The organism is Paucibacter sp. B51, assembly GCF_027863535.1.
Classification (GTDB): domain Bacteria; phylum Pseudomonadota; class Gammaproteobacteria; order Burkholderiales; family Burkholderiaceae_C; genus Paucibacter_A; species Paucibacter_A aquatilis.
The window spans coordinates 848,769-865,087 of the sequence record NZ_JAPIVN010000001.1 but is presented as its reverse complement, the minus strand read 5'-3'; the positions used below and the strand labels follow the sequence as shown (position 1 = coordinate 865,087).

Sequence of the window (16,319 nt, the reverse complement as noted above, 5' to 3'; positions counted from 1 at the left end):
CGCGCTTGCTTAGCGCTATCTGAAGTTGGCTGGCATGTCCCAGCGCGGCGCTCTCCTACATGCCGCGGTCACATCCCTGGCCATACTCTGAGGGGATGAAGCCACATCCAGCGCCCCCGGCCCTTGACGACGACAGCCAGCAAGGTCTGAGCCCCGCCGAGGCGGCGCGCCGTCTGGCCCAGGACGGGCCCAACGAGCTGAGCCCGCCCCAGCACCGCACGGTCTGGCACATCCTGGCCGAGCTGATCCGCGAGCCCATGTTGCAGCTGCTGCTGGCGGCCGGCGCCATCTACCTGCTGCTGGGCAACCGCGGCGAGGCGCTGATGCTGCTGGCCTTTGTGCTGCTGACGGTCGTCATCAGCGTCAGCCAGGAGCAACGCACGGCCCAGGTGCTGGAGGCTCTGCGCGACCTGACCAGCCCGCGCGCCCTGGTGCGGCGCGGCGGCCAGGCGCAGCGCATCGCCGGCCGCGAGGTGGTGTGTGGTGATCTGCTGCTGCTGGAGGAGGGCGACCGGGTGGCCGCCGATGCGCTGCTTCTCAGCAGCCACGACCTGCAGACCGATGAATCCCTGCTCAGTGGCGAATCCTTGGCCGTGGACAAGCGCGCCGGCGCCGAGCAGGAGGCCGGCCGGGTGTTTGCCGGCTCGCTGGTGGTGGGTGGCCAGGGCCTGGCGCGAGTGACGGCCACTGGCGTGCGCAGCGAGATCGGCCGCATCGGCAGCTCGCTGGCCGAGATCGAGATTCCGCCCACGCCGCTGCACCAGCAGACGCGTCGCCTGGTGCGCTTGTTCTCCATCCTGGGCCTGGCTTTGAGCGTGCTGGTGCTGCTGCTCTTCGGCCTGCTGCGCGGCGATTGGCTGGGCGGCGTGCTGGCCGGCATCACCCTGGCCATGTCCATGCTGCCGCAGGAGTTCCTGCTGATCCTGACGGTGTTCATGGCCATGGGCGCCTGGCGCCTGTCGCAGCAGCGCGTGCTGGCGCGCCGCGCCGCCACCATCGAGACCTTGGGCGCCGCCACCGTGTTGTGCAGCGACAAGACCGGCACGCTGACCGTCAACGACATGGCCGTGGCCGAGCTGGCCGCGCTCGGCGAGACGCCTGTGCGCTGGGTGGCCGCGGCCGGGCAGGCGCTGCCCGAGGCTTTGATGGACATGCTGGACGTGGCCGTGCTGGCCAGCGAAATCGCGCCCATCGATGCGATGGAGCGTGCCTTGCACAGCCTGGCCGAGACCCAGCTGCCCCCCGAGCGCCGCCACCCCGGCTGGCGCCTGGTGCATGAGTACGGGCTCAGCCCCGAGCTGCCGGCCATGGGCCATGTCTGGCAGGGCGAGGGCCTGGCCGGCTCGCGCCTGGCGCTGAAGGGCGCGGCCGAGGCGGTGGCGGCACTGTGTGGCCTCAGCGAGGCGCAGCGCGCCCAGGTGGCGGCCGAGACGCAGGCCATGGCCGAGCGCGGCCTGCGCGTGCTGGGTGTGGCCTGCGCCGATGCCGCGCTGCCGGGTCCGCCCTGGCCGGCCGGGCCGCAGGGCTTCGCCGGCCTGCGTTTTCTGGGGCTGCTGGCGTTTGCCGACCCGCTGCGCCCCGAGGTGCCCGAGGCGATTGCCCAATGCCGCGCCGCCGGCCTGCGCGTGCTCATGATCACCGGCGACCACCCGGCCACGGCGCGCGCCATCGCCGGCCAGGCCGGCCTGGATGTGGCCCAGCCCGCCATCACCGGGCCGGAGCTGGCCCAGCTGTCCGATGGAGCCCTGCGTCAGCGCCTGGCGGCGGGTGCCAGCGTGTTCGCGCGCATCAAGCCGCAGCAGAAGCTGCGCATCGTCGAGGCGCTGAAGGCGCAGGGCGAGGTGGTGGCCATGACCGGTGACGGTGTCAACGACGCCCCATCGCTGAAGGCCGCCCACATCGGCATTGCCATGGGCGGGCGTGGCACCGATGTGGCCCGCGAGGCCTCCAGCCTGGTGCTGCTGGACGACCGTTTCTCGGCCATCGTCGGCGCAGTCCGCCTGGGCCGCCGCATCTACGACAACCTGCACAAGGCCATGGCCTTTGTGCTGGCCGTGCATGTGCCGATTGCCGGCCTGTCGCTGCTGCCGCTCTTGTTCGGCTGGCCGCTTCTGCTCTCGCCGGTGCACATTGCGTTTCTGGAGCTGCTGATCGACCCCGTCTGCTCCATCGTCTTCGAGGCCGAAGAAGAAGAGGCCGATGTGATGAGCCGGCCGCCGCGCGACCCGGCCGCGCCCCTGTTCTCAGGCCGCTTGATCGCCTGGAGCGTGGCCCAGGGCGCGCTGATCCTGACGGTGGTGGGCGGCTTGTACGCCGTCCTGCTCAGCCGTGGCCCGATGAGCCAGGAGGCGGTGCGGGGCACGGCTTTCCTGGCCCTGGTCAGCTGCAATATCGCGCTGATCCTGGCCAGCCGCAGCCTGAGCGGGCGCTGGCGCGAGGCCTTGTTGCGGCCCAACCGCGTGCTCTGGCAGGTGCTGGCCGCCACCGCCGTGTTGCTGGCCGCGGTGTTCTGGCTGGCGCCGCTGCGCGAGGTGTTCCGCTTCGCCGCGCTGAGCCCGGCCTCGCTGGGCCTGGGTCTGGCGACGGGCGGCTTGATGCTGCTGGTCTTGCTGCTGCTGCGGCGCTGGAGCGGGGTGCACCCCTAGTTTGTCGATCTCTGTGTGGCCGCTGTGAGCGGCGGAATGCGTAAGGACTGAAGGAGTGGCTGAGGGCGGAGCGGGGCTCCTTCCTCGTTCACTCATCTGTTCCGCGGATTTCAATTCCTCAACGCATCCACACAGGAGTTCACCATGAACCGACTTCTTGCTCGTCGCCCGACCTTCCGCCGCCTGCTAGTCAGCGCCACCGCCTTGCTGGCCCTTTCAAGCGCCGCGGCGCTGGCCGGGCCGGTGTCGCCCACCTCTTACGACATGCCCAATGGCTACGGCACCGCCAGCGGCGGCAGCTTCAATTACTGGGACCGCGGTTACAGCGGCAGCGGCAACACCCAGCTCGATTTCGCACCGCTGAGCGGCGGCCTCGGTGATCTGACCGACGGCGTCATCGCCACCGAGCGCTGGGACCGCGTCGAGAACCTCGAAGGCACCGGCCCCTACGTCGGCTGGTCGGCCATGGACCCGGTCATCACCTTCCACTTCGGCGAAACCCTGGTCTTCAGCCAGCTGACCATCTGGCACGACGATGCCAACGGTTATGGCAATGTCGCCACACCGCGCGGTTTCATCGTCACGGTGGGCGGCCAGTCGCAGAGCTTTGACATCATCGACCCGGCTGGCGACGCGCCCTTTGCCTCGGTGCTGAATCTGGGCCCCGGCTTTGTCGGCAGCAGCCTGCAGCTGCAGGTCCTGCGCCACGACACCGCCACCATGCTCAGCGAGGTGGCCTTCGAGGCCCAGCCCGTGCCTGAGCCGGCCAGTGCCGTCTTGCTGGGCCTGGGTCTGGCGGCGGTCCTGCTGGCTGGCGGACGCTCGCGTCCACGTTCAGGGGATGCCCTGCCGTCCTGAAGCGCGGCGGCCGTGATAGCCTTCCACCGAGGCCCTGAGTTCAACCCTGGTGGAAGGCTCGCTCCATGATGAGGATGCTGAAACGCGTGCGCGATTCGGGCTGCAGCGGCCAGGCTTCGCGGCTTTGGCCGGCGTGCTTGTTGTTGATAGGGCCGCTCCTGCTGCTGTGTCCCGATGGCCCCGTCCAAGCCGCTGAAGTGCGCATGGCTTTTGGCGAGAAGATCCCGCCGTTCTGCTTCCCCAAGACCGACAGCGGCATCGAGTTGGAGGTGATCCGCGGTGCTCTGGCCTACAAAGGGCACCAGCTCAAGCCGCAGTACTTTCCCTTCGCACGCATCCCGGTGTCCTTCCGCGATGGCACGGTTGATGCGGCCATGACCGACCTGGGCCAGGACCTCAGCAGCGCCGGCGGCCACTATGCCGATCCGGCCGTGCTCTACGACAACGTCTTCATCACCCTGGGCCGGCGCCAGCTCAAGATCAGCACGCCAGCAGATCTGAAGGGGCTGAGCGTGGTGTCTTTTGCCGGGGCGATCAAGCGCTATCCCGAGTGGCTGGAGCCGGTGCGCCGCGCCGGGCTCTACACCGAGATCAACGACCAGTCGGTTCAGGTCAAGACTCTGATGCTGGGCCGCTACGACGTGGTGCTCAGCGACCGCAACATCTTCAAGTACTTCGCCTTGCAGCTCAAAAGCGAGGGCTTCACCGAGCTGCAGCCGGTGGACGAAACCGCCTTCGTCAAGCTCAACCCGCAGGACTACCGCCCGGTCTTCCGCGACCCCCGCATCCGCGATGACTTCAACCAGGGTCTCAAGCAGCTGAAGGAATCGGGTCGCTTTCAGGCGATTTATGACAAGTACCTGAAGGACTGAGTCGCTCGTCGTTTGCGTTTGCGCGGGCCGGGAAGCTCAGCGTGTCACCATCCTCGGGCACCCAGACCCGATCCTGCATCCCGCCCGCCCGCGCCAACTCTCGAACCCGCGCCCGCGTGCCCGGGCAATGGTCCAGCGCCTCCAGATGGTTGGCGACGATTTGAGTGCCCGGGCACAGCGCGGCGGCCTCGATCAGGGCCTCGGGCGTCAGCAGGATCTCGGCGCCCAGGTCGAAGCGCGCCCCGCCGGCCGGCAGCACGGCCACATCGGGGCGCAAGGTGCTCAGGCAATCGCGCAGCGGCGCGCACATCACCGTGTCGCCGGCCAGGTAGACGCTGGGTTCGCCGGCCACCTCGATCAGATAGCCGTGGCCATGCTCCATCAGCAGGCCGGCGATGCCGCGGCCATGCACGCAGGGAATCGGCGTGATGAAGGCGCCGCTGAGTTGGGCGGGCAGCAGAGGCTGGCGGCCCGGGCCCTGCAGGGCCTGCACCTGCAGGCCGCGCTGGCGCAGGTAGGCGGCGTCGCGCGGCATGGCCAGAACGGGCACGGCGGCTTCGCGCAGCCAGCGCTGGCCGGCTCGGTCCAGATGGTCGAAGTGGCCACGCTGGCAATGCGTGATCAGGCCGTGGCTGACGCGGCTGAGCAAGGCCTCGCTGCCGGGCGGCAGCGGCACCAGCGGGTTGCGGCGGCGCTGGCCGCCGAAGTAGCGCAGGGCGGGCAGGGCGCCGGCCTCGGCCAGCATGGGGTCGACCAGAAGCACGATGTCCTGGCCCTGGCTGTGGAACTCGAGCACGACGGTGGCATTGCGGAGCTGGGTGATCTTCATGGTGGACCGGTGTGAGAGGGGATAGCGCCATTGTTGAAATTCCAGTCCGCCCGCAAAATGGCTGAATCGAACATTAAATTAGCCATTCATGCCATCTTCAATTCACCGCACGGCAGCGGGCCCGCCCTTCACCCTGGGCCTGCTGCTGTTCGAGGGCTGCATGCCGGCCGGGCTGTTCGCCGTGGCCGATCTGCTGCGCGCGGCCCATCTGCGCGCCGGCCGGGAGTTGATGCGCTGGCGCTGGTTGACGGTGGATGGCCGGCCGGTGAATGGAATCAGTGGTGGAACCGAGGGCGGGCCGACGCTGACGCCCGAGGGCGCCTTGGTCGACAGCGCGGATGAGCTTGATGCCCTGCTGCTGCCGGGGCTGTGGGTCAGCTCGCTGGAGGGCCTGCAGCAGACCATGCAGGCGCGTCGGCCCGAGATCGCCGCCATGCGCGCTTTGCCTGCCCGCTGCGCGCTCTGGAGCTATTGCGCCGGCGTGTCCCTGCTGGCCGCCAGCGGCCGGCTGAACGGCCAGGCGGCCACGGCCACCTGGTGGCTGGCGCCGCATCTGCAAGCGCTGTTCCCGCAGGTGGCCTGGCAGTTCGACGAGGCCCTGGTGGACAGCGACAGCACGGTCACTGCGGCCGGTGCCAACGGCTACCTGGCCCTGATGCTGGACCAGCTGGCGCACCGCATGGAGGCCGAGAGCCTGCGCGAGGTGCAGGAGGTCTTGATGCTGCCCCAGCCGCGCCAGCGCCACCCGGCCTTTGCCGCGGTCAGCCTGATGGCCCTGCGCGAGCCCTGGCTGCGCGAGCTGCTGCTCTGGGCCCAGCGCACCCCGGCCGTGGCACTGACCGTGCCGGCCGCTGCCGCCGCCTTGAGCCTCTCACCGCGCACCCTGAGCCGCCATCTGCAAGCCGCCACCGGCCTGCCCGTCGCCAGCTGGTTGCGCCGCGTCAAGCTGCGCCAGGTGGCCGAGCGCCTCTCGCGCGGCCCCGAGCCGCTGAAGCGTCTGGCCGAAGATCTGGGCTTCAGCACCGAGGCGGCCCTGCACCGCATGTTCAAGCAGACCACGGGGCTGACGCCGCAGGTCTACCGGGCGCAGTATCGGCAGGGGACTTAGGCTGCATCCGTTCCCGCTGAAATCGTTGCCTTGGATCGAGGAGGAAGACCCCGGCCGCAGTCAGTCCTTGTTCTTCGCCAGGCGCGCCACCAGCTTCATCAGCGTGGGCACGCGCTTCCTGCCGTGCATCGCGCGCAGGCGAGCCTTGGCCGCGCCGAGGTCGATGCCCGCACAGGTGACCAGCAGTGGCTGCGCTTCCTCGTCTTCTTCCCGCATCACCTCGAACTGTGCCGTCAGGCCCGGCAGGCGCCTTTTCGACACGCCGACGATGGGCACGCTGCCGCCCAGGGCGTGAAAGATGTGCTGACCCAGGCCGGGCGTTTCATCGGCATCCAGATGCACGAAACCGTCGATCAAGATGAGTTCGGGCTCCAACTTGTGCTCGCGCAGCAGCTGCATCAAGCAGGGCAGCTCGCGCAGGTCCAGCGCTCCTCGGACCGCGGGCTCGACATGGGCGATGCGTGAGAGGTAAGTGCGGGTCGCTTCTGCCGCATCCCAGGCCTCGAAAGCCACCGCAGCAGCCCTGGCACGGGTCGCCTGCGCGTCTTCGAAATGAACAGCCACGATGAGTTTCATGCGGGACTATGAGTCGCGGTGACTCAGATGCTGGAAGCGCTTGCCAAGGCGACCGCGAGGAATCCGATGGAGCCGATGAAGAGCAGAAGGGCCGAAGAGAACCAAAGCTCCAGCCAGGTTCCGATCTTCGCTTTGGCTTGGCGCCCCGTTCGCTCGATGAGCAGAACCGGCACGGCCTGGCCCAGCTGAGGGCTTGTCTTGGACGAACTGGCGACACTGCTGCGCAATTGAGCGCGCTGCCCCGTTGAAAGCTCGAACTCCACGCGGTAGTACCGCCGGGTGCGGCCAAACATGCGGTAGCACCGCTCGCTGACAACTCGCCCCTCCACCCTGCGTGCGCGATGCACGAACACCAGTTGCTGGAGGACGGCTGCCAGGGCTGCAGGCAGCACAGCGATGCTCAGCAGTAACAAGATGCCGATGGCAAAGCTGCTCAAGTTCGAGCTTTCAAACACTTGGTGTTGCTCACCGTCGAGTGCGGTTGGCGGACCCAGGCAAGACCCTTCATCAAGCAGCCCGCTCTTTGAGGATTCGCCAGCCGAAACCGAAAATGGCCAAGCCCGCGGCCAGCCAGAGCAGGCCTCCCACCCACATTCCCGCGCGGTCGCCGAGCAGTTCTGTGAACAGCAAGCTCAGGCCACAGATGGCCTTGCAGCTGGAGCCGGATGCCTGGACGGGCCATCCCAGAAGTGAAGCCAGCCCCATCAGGATGCCTGCAGCACCGAGCGTGATCGCAAACCAGGCGAAGAGTTTGGATTCGCGTTGCATTCGATTGAGCTTCCCTAGATGGTTTGAGCCAGATAGACGTTGAATTGGTCCGATATGCCAGCCTGGGCCCATGATGCGAAAAGTCATGCCCGGGCGCTGTGCGAAGAGTCACCGCATTCATTCATTCACTCGCCAGGCGGCCCACATGCAGTGCCAGCAGCTTGCATGAGGAGTCTGGCTCCGATGAAGCCGGGAACGCAAAGCGTCCTCCGCCACGAGATTCGGACTCAGCGCTCCGGCGACCAGAACTTCATGTCGCCATACTCCCAGGCCCAGGGCAGGCCGGTCTCGCCCAACACGGAACGCACCAAGGCCGGGAACGCCGGCTCGGCCCGCACATCGTTGGAGAGCATCACCAGGCAGCGCTTTCTTGCCTCGATGCAGACCCACATATTGGCCGTGGAGTCGTTGTGCCCGCCTTTGAAGAAGCCGGCACCTTGCGGCCCTGTGAAGGCGATCACCCCCAGCCCTGCGCCGAGTGATGGAAAGGGTGGAGTGGCGAGGGTTGGCTGGAGCGAAGGGAATTGGCTGCGCGTGGTGATCGGGAGTTGCGGCCGGGTCAGCTCGGCTCGCGCGGCAGCGCTCAAACCATCGCCGCGCACATAGCTGGCGGCCAGGCGGCCCATATCGGCAATGCTGGTGTCCATGGAGCCCGAGGCGCGCACCCGGCTGCGCTCGTCATGAGGCTCTGGCCGCCCGTCCAGGGTGAACCCGTCTGCCAAATTCGGTCGAAAGTCAGGTCGCCAGATCAGACTTGTGCGGCTCATGCCGTTTGGCGCAAAGATCCGCCGATTCATCTCCGCACCGACATCCAAGCCCAGACCCCGCTCCAGCACGAATTGCAGCAAGATCAGCCCATCGCCGGAGTAGGCATAACGGCTGCCCGGTTCGAAGTGGATGCGCAGCTGCTGGTCGGGTTCCAGAAAGTAGAAGTTTGCAAAGCCGCCGCTGTGCGTGAGCAGCATGCGGGCGGTCAGCCGGCGCCAGCGCTCATCGCGGGCCAGGCCCGCAAACGCGGAGTAGCGCCGCACGATGTCCGGCGAGGCATAGCTCGGCAGCGGCTGCGGCAGGTAGTTTGCAATCGGCACATCCAGGCCCAATTTGCCTTCTTCGACCAGCTGCATCACCAAGTAGCCGAAGGCAGCCTTGGTCAGCGAGGCGCCGTGCATCACGGTGTCCTCCTGCAGCGGGTCGCCGCTGGCGTTGCGCACGCCGTAAGCCTTGCTGAACACCAGCTGGCCGTCGTCGACCACAGCCAGCGCCAGACCCCGGGCACCGGTGGCGGCCATGGCAAGCCGTACGGTGTCGTCCAGGCCCTGTGTGTTGACGGCGGGCTGGGGTGAGGTCCGAGGCGAATGGGCGCAGCCTGACAAGGCGAAGGCAAGGAGCAGCAGGGTGGCGGCGCGGCGTGGCCAGGCGCAGGGAGTCAGAGTTGGCATGAGGACCTCGTCCTTGTAATTGTCGGCGGCAAGCCGCACGGCCAGAATGAAATGAGGTGCGAAGGCAGCGTGCCGCTACAGGGTCGTTTGAGTGACTAGCTATGAAGCCCCGCTACTCACGAGATCAGGTCGATTCGAATACACCCATTCGATAAATGCAGGAAGAGGCGCCCTCATTTCGTGGCCCAGCCGTACTGCGTTGTCAATCGCGCGAACAATCAGGTAGATCGCCTCTGTTTCAACCGCAAGGGACACCTCTTGCTGTACATGTACTTTCTTGTGCTTTAGCAAGTTGCGAGCAAGGTTGAAGTTGTCCCGAGTTCGTTTCAGGTCCTTGGCGACGCTGCCTGCTGCTGTGACCTGAACTACATGCGCCTCTAGCGCTGGCGCTACAGCCCTTGCTTGGAGGGTTTCGCCAAGTATTCCGTCGGCAGCACCGGCAAGAGTTATTGCGCAGAGGTAGTCACGCTCGTCTAGGAACAGCCGAATCGCTCTAGCAAGCTGATGCATGGCTGCATCCTCTTGCCGAAAGTGGAGACGCGAATCGCCCACGGATGTATTCATGACACAGAACGTCGGATCTATGGGGCTGTCCGAAAGACAGTCCTCCTGATTGAGGGGTTAGGCACCGGAGGCCTCATGCCGCCAGACAGGAAATGCGAGGGCATAGCCACGTTCTTCGATTCTGTCTACTAGAGCATTGACTGCATCTGCATCAGCCGAGGCAGGAACATCAACAGAGAACAGGTTGAACTGTGGAAACCCTTCCACCTGACATCCAAGTGCTGAAAGCTCATCCTTCGTACCGCTGAAGTCCAGGTTGTCTGTGTTCAGCACCCAAACCAGGGAGTTTCCGGATGTCTCAATAACCTCGAACTCGAAGATGCACCCATTGACCGGGTCAGGTTCAGCAGTGAACCCGTCTCCAAAGGCTAGACCCTTTATGAAGAACGGGGCGTTCTTCAGTACGTATAGATTGCCTGAGCGTTCGCACCAAACGCTCTCTGTGGCTACGGGTGGCCATTCGTCCTCAATATCGAGTGCAAATCTGAGCTTTTCCACGGGGCCGGACCCTACCTTGCTTTCTGCAGATGTCTAACGAAGTTTTGAAAAGCATCTGAGTATGCCAACCCCCCGCTACTCACACATCGAAACGCCGAGAGACGAGTCTTTCAGGAAAGCAGTTCAGTCCTCCAGGAACTTCCACGTCTCCGCCCCGTCGAACCTGCGAATTCGCACGGACGCGATCAAGGCTGGGTCGAAGTTGCCCAGGTGAACACCGTGCTTGCCACCCGGCTCTGCGGAAACGGGCTCCCAGTGCGTCACGCAGCCACAGTGCCGGCAGCGCATGGTGCGCAGGGTCTTGTCACCCTGGACGTAAGCCTGCATGGCATCAGGCGCCGCATCAATCGTCACCGTGCCCCACTCGTAATACACCCAGGGCCCGCCGACTCGTCGACACAGCGAGCAGTTGCAGGAGGTGGCCGTCTCGGGTGTGGCGGGCAGGGTGAGGCGGACGGCGCCGCAGTGACAGGAGCCGGTGTGCTGCATGCGGGCGAGTCCTCGGGTGAAGTTCGGGAGTTCAGCGGGCAGGAAAGGCACTGTGCGGCGCTTGGCTTGCGGCTCAGTGGTCGCTCGGCGGCTGAAGCGTCACCGCCAAGCCATACAGCGCCAACAAGCCCAACATATGTCCCACCGACACCCCAGGCTCGCCGGACTCGATCCGGGCGATGGTCTGCACATGCACGCCGAGGCGGGTGGCTGCGGTGGCCTGGCCTTCGCCGGCGGCGAGCCGGGCCTGCTTGGCGGCCGCGCCGAGGGCGCGGATGGAGGACAGCGCTTGTTCGTCGATGTCCACGGAGATGCGTTTGCCTTGTGCCATGGCGGGCATTGTCACCCGGCTGAGGCCTGCGCTTGGGCGAGCGCTTTGGCACGCCAGAAGGCCACATCGATGGGCACGGCCGCGCCGCTGCGCTCGTTGATCAAAACGAGCTGGCGGCCGTCGGGGCTGAGCTGGCTGATCTCGCCGTGCAAGCGGCCGGCGCTGACGCGCAAACCGAGCGCATTGGCGGGGAAGCCGGGCTGGGCGGCCAGCTCCAGCAGGGCGTGCACGGGCCGGGTGTCGCCGGCCAGGCGCAGGCGCTGGACGATGGGGGCCAAAAACGGGTTGTGGGCGCTGTCGCCGGGGGCCAGAAAGACGATCAACTTCGCCTGCGCGCGGCTCCAGGCCACATTGAACAGGCGCTGCGCTTCCTCGGTCTGCAAAAAAGGCTGGCTGCCGTCCACCGGGTCGAAGAGCAGCACCGGCGCCTCGCTGCCCTGGGCACGGTGCACGGTGCTGACCTTGATCAGCGCCTCGGGCAGGCCGCGGGCGCGCAGGCGCTGGCGGATCAGGGCGCGCTGGGCGCGGAAGGGCGTCAGCACCACCAGCTCCTGCGGCTGCCAGCCGCCGCCGGGGCCTTCGGCCAGGGCGGTTTCGATCATGTCGGCCATCGCCTCGGCCGATTCGCGCCGCAGCGGCCCGCGGTCGGCGGCCGACCAGGCGCCCGAGGCGCGCATGGTCTGCACATGGATGTGGGTCTCGGCCGGCACTTCGGCGAAGCGGCGCTGGCGCGCCTGCAGCCAGGCGGGCGAGGCGCTGGCGTCCGCAGCCACGCGCAGCGCGCCCTCGTAAAACAGCTGGCTGACCAGATCGCTGATGGGCGCGGCCATGCGCGATTGCTCGTCCAGCAGGGCCAGGGCCGGGCCCTGGCGCGGCATCTCGGCGAATGCGGAGCGGCCCAGCCAGCGGCGCGCCTCGCGCTCGCGGCTGCGCAGCACGGGCGAGAGCTGCTGCGGGTCGCCCGCGAACAGCCACTGCCGGCCCAGCGGCATCAACACCAGGGCATGGGCCAGGCTGACCTGGCTGGCTTCGTCGAAGACCAACAGGTCGAAGGGCGGGGTGCTGTCGTCCTGGCCTTCCGGCGCCAGGGCGCGCAGGGTCTTGAGCGTGAAGGCGGTGCGGGTGGTGGTCATGGCCGCCAGGCGGCAGCGCTGCAGCACCTGCAGCGAGGAGGCGCGCAGCTGCTCGCGCAGGTCTTGCACGCGGTCATGCCAGGCTTTCAGCGCGCTGGCCTCGCCCGCGCTGGCACGGCCGCTGGGCCGGGCGGCCTCGGCGCGCGCCAGGCGCTGGATCAGCTCGCGGTCCTGGGCCGGGATCAGGTGCTCGCGGCCCTCAAAGGCCGCCGCGTCGAAGCGGGTGCCCAGGCGCTGCACGCTGGCGCGCAGGGGCTCGCGCCGGCCTTTCTCCAGCGCCTTGTCCACCGCCAGGGTGGCCAGGTCCACGGCCTGGTTGGTGCTGGAGAGCAGCAGCACGCGGGCCTGCGGGCGCAGCTCCAGGTATTCGGCCAGCATCACGCCCAGGGTGGTGGTCTTGCCGGTGCCGGGCGGGCCCCAGAGGAAGGCGGCTTGCTGCTGCAGCAAGCCCAGGGCCTGGCGCTGGCCCGGGCGCAGCCAGCGAAACGGTGCGCCCGTCAGCAGCGGGCCCTCGGGCCAGGCGGCGGGCCGCTGCAGCGCCGGCAGGCAGGCCAGGGCGCGCTCGGCCCAGGGCGTGTCCCACCAGGCATCGCTCACGGCTTTGAGAAAGCGGCTGGGGTAGAGGCGGATCAGGGCGTCCGGCCCGGGCGGCGGGCTGCTGGCGTTTTGCAGCAGCAGCTGGTCGTCTTCGGGCAGCACGGCCAGCACGCTGGCGCCGCCTTTGACCGGCGCGCCCCACCAGGCGGCGGCGCCGTCGAGGCTGTCGTCCAGCAAGCTCTGGGCCGAGGCGGTGCCGGGCCGCTGGCCCTCGGCAAAGACGTAGCCCGGCTCCAGGCTGACGCGCCAGAGCGTGCCCTCGCGCTCGCTGCGCAGGACCTTGAAGTCGTAGTACTCGGGCGTGGCCGCCAGTTCGGCGTGCAGCGCCGCGCGGAGGTCGGCCAGGCTCATGGGCTGGGGAGGGCGAAGAAGGCGGGGCGGGGGAGGGCGGCACTATAGCGGCGCGAGGTCGCTGCTGCCGCTGCCGTGCTGTCCTACCGGGCTCAGGCCTCGCCCGAAGGCGCGGGCGGGCTGCTCGACGCGCCCGCCGCGCGCGGGAAGCGCACGGCCACGCCCAGGCCGCGGCCCTCCAGGCCGGTGCCCAGCTGCACCCGTGCGCCATGCTGGGCGGCGGCGCGCTCGACGATGGCCAGGCCCAGACCGCTGCCATGCTGCTCCTGGCCTGGGATGCGGTAGAAGCGCTCAAACACCTTGGCCTGCAGCTCGGCCGGGATGCCCGGGCCCTGGTCCAGCACCTCCAGCTGCACGGCCTCGGGCGTGTCGCTGATGCGCACCAGCACATGGCCGCCGGCGGGCGAGTACTTGATCGCGTTGTCCACCAGGTTGTCGATCAGGGCGCCGACCGATTCGCGGTTGACGCGCAGCCAGCATTCCTCGGGCGCCTGCAGCTCCAGCTCAATCTGGCGGCTCAGGGCCATGGGGCTGGCCAGCACCACGCGGTCGCTGACCAGGGCCACCAGCTCATGCTCGCGCTGGGCCATGTCCAGCGCATCGGCGCCCGAGCGGGCCAGGGCCAACAGCTGGTGCACGGTGTGGGTGGCGCGGTCTACGCCCTGGCGCAGGCGCTGGGCCGATTCGGCGCGGCGCTCGGTGTCCTGGCCGCCGTCCAGGGCCTCGGCGCTGAGCTTGACCACGGCCAGCGGTGTCTTGAGCTCATGCGCCGCGTCGAGCAGGAACTCGCGCTCGCGCTCCAGGCGCAGCTGCAGCCGCGCCATCAGCGAATTGACGGCATTGACCAGGGGCGCCAGCTCCACATAGGGCGAGTCGGGCAGGGGTGAGAGGTCCTTGGCCGAGCGCTGCGAGATCTGCTGGCCGATGCGCTGCAGCGGCGCAAAGCCGAGGCGGAACAGCAGCCAGACCGGCAGGATCAGCAGGGGCAGGCCGTAGAGCAGGGGGCGGGCGTAGTAGCTGAAGCCGGCCACGGAGAAATGCCAGTCGCCCGGCTTCTCCTGCCAGCGGCGCACGATCAGGCCCTGCTCGGGCTCGCTGGCCTCGGCGTAGAGCCAGCGCGAATCGCTGGCGTAGACGCCCTCTTGCGGCGGGCTGCGGTCGCGGCCGCTGAGGTCGGGGTCGCGGCGCAGCAGCAGGCGGCCTTCGTGCCAGACCTGCAGCAGGTAGAAGGGCGGGCGGTGGCCTTTGTGGCGCCATTCGTCGCGCAGCAGGCCGTCCAGCTCGGCCATGCGCGCCTCCAGCGCCTGGGGCTGGTCCAGCCGGGGCAGGGCTTGCAGCTTGGCCAGCTCGGCCCAGAGCTGGTTCTCGGCCTGGCCGTTGCGGCTCTGCAGCAGGCCGATGTCGATCAGCTCGCGGGCGATCAGGGCCGCCCAGGTCAGGAAGATGACCGCAAACACCGCGCCCAGGCTGCGCCGGAACAGCGAGCGGTGGGCGGGGCGGCGGGTGGCCGGCGCGGCAGCGAGCAGGCTCACGCGTTCTGCTCGATCAGGTAGCCAATGCCGCGCACGGTGCGGATATAGCCCTCGCCGATCTTGCGGCGCAGATTGGAGATGTGCACATCGAGGCTGCGGCCGTCGGTCTGGTTCAGGGTCTTGCTCTCCAGCTGGCGGCGCGTGACCACGCGATCGGGCAGCTTGAGCAGGGTCAGCAGGATGGCGAACTCGGTGCGCGAGAGGTTGATGCGCTCGCCGCCGCGGCTCAGCACCATGCGGTGCTCGTCCAGCACCAGGTCCTTGATCTGCCACTGGTGGGGCGAGTCATCGCCTTCCTCGATGCCGGCACGGCGCGCCACGGCGCGCAGCCGGGCCAGCAGCTCGGGGCCGGCAAAGGGCTTGACGAGGTAGTCGTCGGCGCCGCTGTCCAGGCCGCTGAGCCGGTCTTCGATGCTGTCGCGCGCGGTGATGACGATCAGGGGCAGCTTCTTGTCCGCCTGGCGCAGGCTGCGCAGCAGGTCCATGCCGTTGCCGTCGGGCAGGCCCAGGTCCAGCACCACGGCGTCGAAGGCCTGCTCGGCCGTCCAGAAGCGTGCATCGGCCACGCGGCGCAGCCAGATCACCTCGTGCTGGGCGTCCTGCAGCAGGGCTTGCACCGCCCGGCCCAGTTCCAGATCGTCTTCGACCAAACAGATTTTCATGATGGTGCGGACTCTAGCAATGCTTGGCCGCTCTGCGGCAGCCGGTGCCTCGGGGGTCTCGATCTGGTCTTAAGGAGGTCTTAACAGTCTCTTTGCGCGCTGTGTAGGCGGGTGGGCGGATAGTGCAACGCAGACGCTGAGCCAGGCTGTGTGCCTGTGCAGGGCGGTGCTGCATTCCACAGCCCATTCTTCCACCTTCATCTCATTGTGTTCGGCATGACGACTTCGCTGCAATTGCTCGTGACAAGCCTGCTGGCGCTGGCGGCCCCGGCGGCGGCGCTGGCACAGGGCCAAGCTCAGGCTCAGTTTCTGCCCAGCCCGGCGCAGTTCGATCAGCTCTTCCCCGAGCGCATTGCTTTCTACAGCTACGAAGGCTTTGCCGAGGCTGTACGCCAGACCCCGGGCTTTGCTGCTCGCGGCAGCGAGCAGCAAAAGCGCCAGGAGATGGCGGCCTTTCTGGGCCAGATCGCCCATGAGTCCGACCAGCTCAAGGCCCAGCGCGAATACCGCCGCGAAAACTGGGACCACTACTGCCGCCGCGACGATGGCATCGGCTGCGCCCCGGGCCAGCAGTACTACGGTCGCGGTCCCATCCAGCTGAGCTGGAACTACCAGTACAAGGCCGCCGGTGATCACCTGGGCCTGGACCTCTGGGCCGACCCCGACCGCGTGGCGCGCGATTCCAAGGTGGCCTGGCAGACGGCGCTCTGGTACTGGATGACCCAGCCCGGCGTGGCGCCGCAGTCGGCCCACGAGGCCATGTGGGCCGGCAAGGGTTTTGGCGCCACCACCCGCGCCATCAACGGCGTGATCGAGTGCGACAAAGGTGCCGACCCCGACACCTTGCGCAAGCTGAACCGCCGCATCGATTTCTACCGCCGAGCCAGCACGCTGCTGGCGGTGCCGCTGAGCGAGCCCCTGGGCTGCTGAGCGCCAGGAACGAATCACGGAAGGACCGATGGCATGAACGAGTGAAGACAAGGGACACAAAAGCAAGAAGTGGATGAGTCAGTGTTGGAGCAGTTGGCCGACCCTTGACGTGATGGAACCGAGACAAACGATCTTTC

17 protein-coding genes are annotated in these 16,319 nt (G+C 67.9%); 5 read left to right on the top strand and 12 right to left on the bottom strand.

Annotated elements, in window-relative coordinates:
* Nucleotides 1-95 precede the first annotated feature (95 nt).
* From OOB33_RS03655 to OOB33_RS03645, 3 genes are all read left to right on the top strand, one after another.
* Complete coding sequence (locus OOB33_RS03655; protein WP_271007710.1) at nt 96-2,645, top strand: cation-translocating P-type ATPase; 2,550 nt, start codon at nt 96-98, stop codon at nt 2,643-2,645.
* Between the two features lie 144 nt (nt 2,646-2,789).
* Nucleotides 2,790-3,503, top strand: a complete 714-nt coding sequence (locus OOB33_RS03650) for a PEP-CTERM sorting domain-containing protein (RefSeq protein ID WP_271007709.1) — start codon at nt 2,790-2,792, stop codon at nt 3,501-3,503.
* Nucleotides 3,504-3,706: 203 nt separating this feature from the next.
* Entirely contained in the window at nt 3,707-4,375 is a 669-nt protein-coding gene (locus OOB33_RS03645) for a substrate-binding periplasmic protein (RefSeq protein ID WP_271010008.1), read from the top strand.
* Here the strand turns inward: OOB33_RS03645 and OOB33_RS03640 are convergent.
* Nucleotides 4,314-5,204, bottom strand: a complete 891-nt coding sequence (locus OOB33_RS03640) for an MBL fold metallo-hydrolase (RefSeq protein WP_271007708.1) — start codon at nt 5,202-5,204, stop codon at nt 4,314-4,316. The genes OOB33_RS03645 and OOB33_RS03640 overlap by 62 nt on opposite strands.
* Nucleotides 5,205-5,292: 88 nt before the next feature.
* Between OOB33_RS03640 and OOB33_RS03635 the strand changes: the two genes are divergently transcribed.
* Nucleotides 5,293-6,312, top strand: coding sequence for a GlxA family transcriptional regulator (locus OOB33_RS03635; protein ID WP_271007707.1), 1,020 nt, complete (start codon nt 5,293-5,295; stop codon nt 6,310-6,312).
* 60 nt (nt 6,313-6,372) lie between these two features.
* On the opposite strand, the gene OOB33_RS03630 is transcribed toward OOB33_RS03635, so the two are convergent.
* The 11 genes from OOB33_RS03630 to OOB33_RS03580 all read right to left on the bottom strand — a co-directional run bounded on the left by OOB33_RS03630 (nt 6,373) and on the right by OOB33_RS03580 (nt 15,252).
* On the bottom strand, nt 6,373-6,888 hold the full coding sequence (locus OOB33_RS03630; RefSeq protein ID WP_271007706.1) for an endonuclease V: 516 nt from the start codon (nt 6,886-6,888) through the stop codon (nt 6,373-6,375).
* A gap of 23 nt (nt 6,889-6,911) precedes the next feature.
* On the bottom strand, nt 6,912-7,325 hold the full coding sequence (locus OOB33_RS03625; protein ID WP_271007705.1) for a DUF3592 domain-containing protein: 414 nt from the start codon (nt 7,323-7,325) through the stop codon (nt 6,912-6,914).
* Between the two features lie 70 nt (nt 7,326-7,395).
* On the bottom strand, nt 7,396-7,656 hold the full coding sequence (locus OOB33_RS03620) for a hypothetical protein (RefSeq protein WP_271007704.1): 261 nt from the start codon (nt 7,654-7,656) through the stop codon (nt 7,396-7,398).
* Between the two features lie 227 nt (nt 7,657-7,883).
* The gene (locus OOB33_RS03615) at nt 7,884-9,095 is read right to left on the bottom strand and encodes a serine hydrolase domain-containing protein (protein ID WP_271007703.1); all 1,212 of its coding nucleotides are present in this window, start codon (nt 9,093-9,095) and stop codon (nt 7,884-7,886) included.
* A gap of 99 nt (nt 9,096-9,194) precedes the next feature.
* The gene (locus OOB33_RS03610; RefSeq protein ID WP_271007702.1) at nt 9,195-9,605 is read right to left on the bottom strand and encodes a hypothetical protein; all 411 of its coding nucleotides are present in this window, start codon (nt 9,603-9,605) and stop codon (nt 9,195-9,197) included.
* Between the two features lie 111 nt (nt 9,606-9,716).
* Nucleotides 9,717-10,157 carry a DUF4265 domain-containing protein gene (locus OOB33_RS03605; RefSeq protein ID WP_271007701.1) on the bottom strand — a complete coding sequence of 147 codons (441 nt, stop codon included), beginning with the start codon at nt 10,155-10,157 and terminating at the stop codon, nt 9,717-9,719.
* 123 nt (nt 10,158-10,280) lie between these two features.
* Nucleotides 10,281-10,646, bottom strand: a complete 366-nt coding sequence (locus tag OOB33_RS03600; RefSeq protein ID WP_271007700.1) for a GFA family protein — start codon at nt 10,644-10,646, stop codon at nt 10,281-10,283.
* Between the two features lie 73 nt (nt 10,647-10,719).
* On the bottom strand, nt 10,720-10,977 hold the full coding sequence (locus OOB33_RS03595; protein WP_271007699.1) for a helix-turn-helix domain-containing protein: 258 nt from the start codon (nt 10,975-10,977) through the stop codon (nt 10,720-10,722).
* An 11-nt stretch (nt 10,978-10,988) separates the two neighbouring features.
* A complete protein-coding gene (locus OOB33_RS03590; RefSeq protein WP_271007698.1) occupies nt 10,989-13,058 on the bottom strand; it encodes a DEAD/DEAH box helicase in 2,070 nt (689 codons plus the stop codon).
* A gap of 92 nt (nt 13,059-13,150) precedes the next feature.
* Nucleotides 13,151-14,590: a sensor histidine kinase gene (locus tag OOB33_RS03585; protein ID WP_271007697.1), complete on the bottom strand. Its 1,440-nt coding sequence runs from the start codon at nt 14,588-14,590 to the stop codon at nt 13,151-13,153.
* Nucleotides 14,587-15,252 (bottom strand): response regulator transcription factor, encoded by a 666-nt coding sequence (locus tag OOB33_RS03580; RefSeq protein WP_271007696.1) that lies wholly within the window; start codon nt 15,250-15,252, stop codon nt 14,587-14,589. Before OOB33_RS03580 ends, OOB33_RS03585 begins: the two co-directional genes overlap by 4 nt.
* A 216-nt stretch (nt 15,253-15,468) precedes the next feature.
* Here OOB33_RS03580 and OOB33_RS03575 point away from each other — a divergent pair, with 216 nt between their 5' ends.
* Nucleotides 15,469-16,182, top strand: coding sequence for a chitinase (locus tag OOB33_RS03575; protein WP_271007695.1), 714 nt, complete (start codon nt 15,469-15,471; stop codon nt 16,180-16,182).
* Nucleotides 16,183-16,319: the final 137 nt, after the last annotated feature.